Consider the following 1,603-nt stretch of genomic DNA (forward strand, 5'->3'; position numbering starts at 1 on the left):
GCGCCAGCCCGGCGGCGTGGCAGCGCACCTCGGCGCGACCGCCGGGACGGACCTGTCCGCGGATCCAACCGGTGATCAGCGCACTCAACGGCAGTTGAGCACTCCGGTCGGGATGCGGTGACAGGGCCACGCCGACGTCGACTCCGTAGCCGGCGAACGTTCCCGCTGCCGGCGGCCCCCAGACCGTGTCCCGGTTGTCGACGCCCACGGCGATCCAGCGGTCCGGGAGCGCTGCTGCCGCCGACAGCACCGCCTCTCTGAGCTCGGTGACTTCCGCCGCGGCTCCGGCCAGCTCAGGCACCAGCACGGGCGCGGACGGGACTATCGCTACGGCCACCAACACAGTGACCACGCTATCCGGCGCGCGCTCAGTCGCGGAGGTCAGCGGTCCCCGCCAGGGCCGCGTCACCGGCTCCGGCGGCCTCGCCGCGGGCCAGCATCACCGTCGAGGTCAACATCACGCCGATCGCCGCGATCAGGACAAACAACCCGGTCTCGCTGGGACGCAATGTCTCACCGAGCACCACGATGCCCAGTATCGAGGCGACCATCGGTTCGGTGACCGTCATCGTCGGCAGGGAGGCGGTCAACGCGCCGGCCCGGAACGACGACTGCTGCCAGGCGGTGCCGGCGATCCCGACGGCTATCCACAGATACACCTCGGGCGAGCGCAGGAGTTCGACGACACCGTTGCCGAGCACGTCGACCACGCTCTTGGTGAGTACCGCAAACACGCCCCACAGCGCGCCGGAGACCATCGCCAACAGCACCGCACTCACCGGGCCGGACCAGATCTTGGCGCCGATCACCGCCAGCACCAGCACCGGTCCCAGCACCGCACCGACCAGACCCCAGGTGTCCATCGACGCCCGCGACTGTCCGGCCGTCGGGTTGCCGACGGTCACGATCACGATCACCGCCATCGCCAGCAGCGCCGCCCAGGTCCACTCCCAGCGAGTGACCCGGCGATGGGCGGCTCTGGCGTTGATCGGGAGTGCAAACAGCAGCGAGGTGACCAGCAGCGCCTGCACCAACAGCACCGAGCCCAGCCCCAGCGCGGCTGCCTGCAGTACGAAGCCCAGCCCGGCGACGATGCTGCCGAGCCACCAGCCGGTGTCCTTGAGCAACCGCAGGAACAGGCCGAGATGGCTGACGTTCTTGTCGGTGACGTCGTGGGCAGAGCGCTGGTGGATGACGTCCCCGAGGGCGATGAAAAATGCGGCACCGAGCGCAAAAAGGGCGGCGAGATCCGCCTTGCCCATCAAGAACCTCCTGCTAGTTACGGCACGTAATACGGCGCGGGAATGCAACCGCTACCGGCGGCGCATGTCAACGCGGCGGTATCTCGATGGGCGACCTGCTTGAATACCCTCAGAAAACAGTAGTAGCGTCCCGCCGAGTTCGGTGTACGAGTTCAGTGGGACGTGACCGACAACAACAGGCGCCGCGCCGCGCGGCAGGTGCGTGGATCCGACCACGCGGAGGGCAGGGTACCTATGACCACTCACGATTCGACACCCGGCGACAACACGACACCGGCCGCTTCCCCCAGCCCCGGCCCGGTGCCGGGTCCCCGGCCGGGCGCCAAACCCGGTCCGCGTCC

1 protein-coding gene and 1 pseudogene are annotated in these 1,603 nt (G+C 69.0%); both read right to left on the reverse strand.

Translation table 11 applies throughout. The annotated features are described in order from the left end of the window. Positions 1-343 (reverse strand): annotated as a pseudogene (locus tag WBB07_RS23195) (hypothetical protein); the annotation flags it as partial. 25 nt (positions 344-368) lie between these two features. Beyond that, complete coding sequence (locus WBB07_RS23200) at positions 369-1,262, reverse strand: DMT family transporter (protein WP_526310980.1); 894 nt, start codon at positions 1,260-1,262, stop codon at positions 369-371. Positions 1,263-1,603: the final 341 nt, after the last annotated feature.

Source organism: Mycobacterium sp. (assembly GCF_049647605.1).
Taxonomy (GTDB): domain Bacteria; phylum Actinomycetota; class Actinomycetes; order Mycobacteriales; family Mycobacteriaceae; genus Mycobacterium.

What these genes read in the sequence shown, in the direction of transcription:
- WBB07_RS23200 (WP_526310980.1), bottom strand. Translation starts at nt 1,262, where the DNA reads ATGGGCAAGGCGGATCTCGCCGCCCTTTTTGCGCTCGGTGCCGCATTT.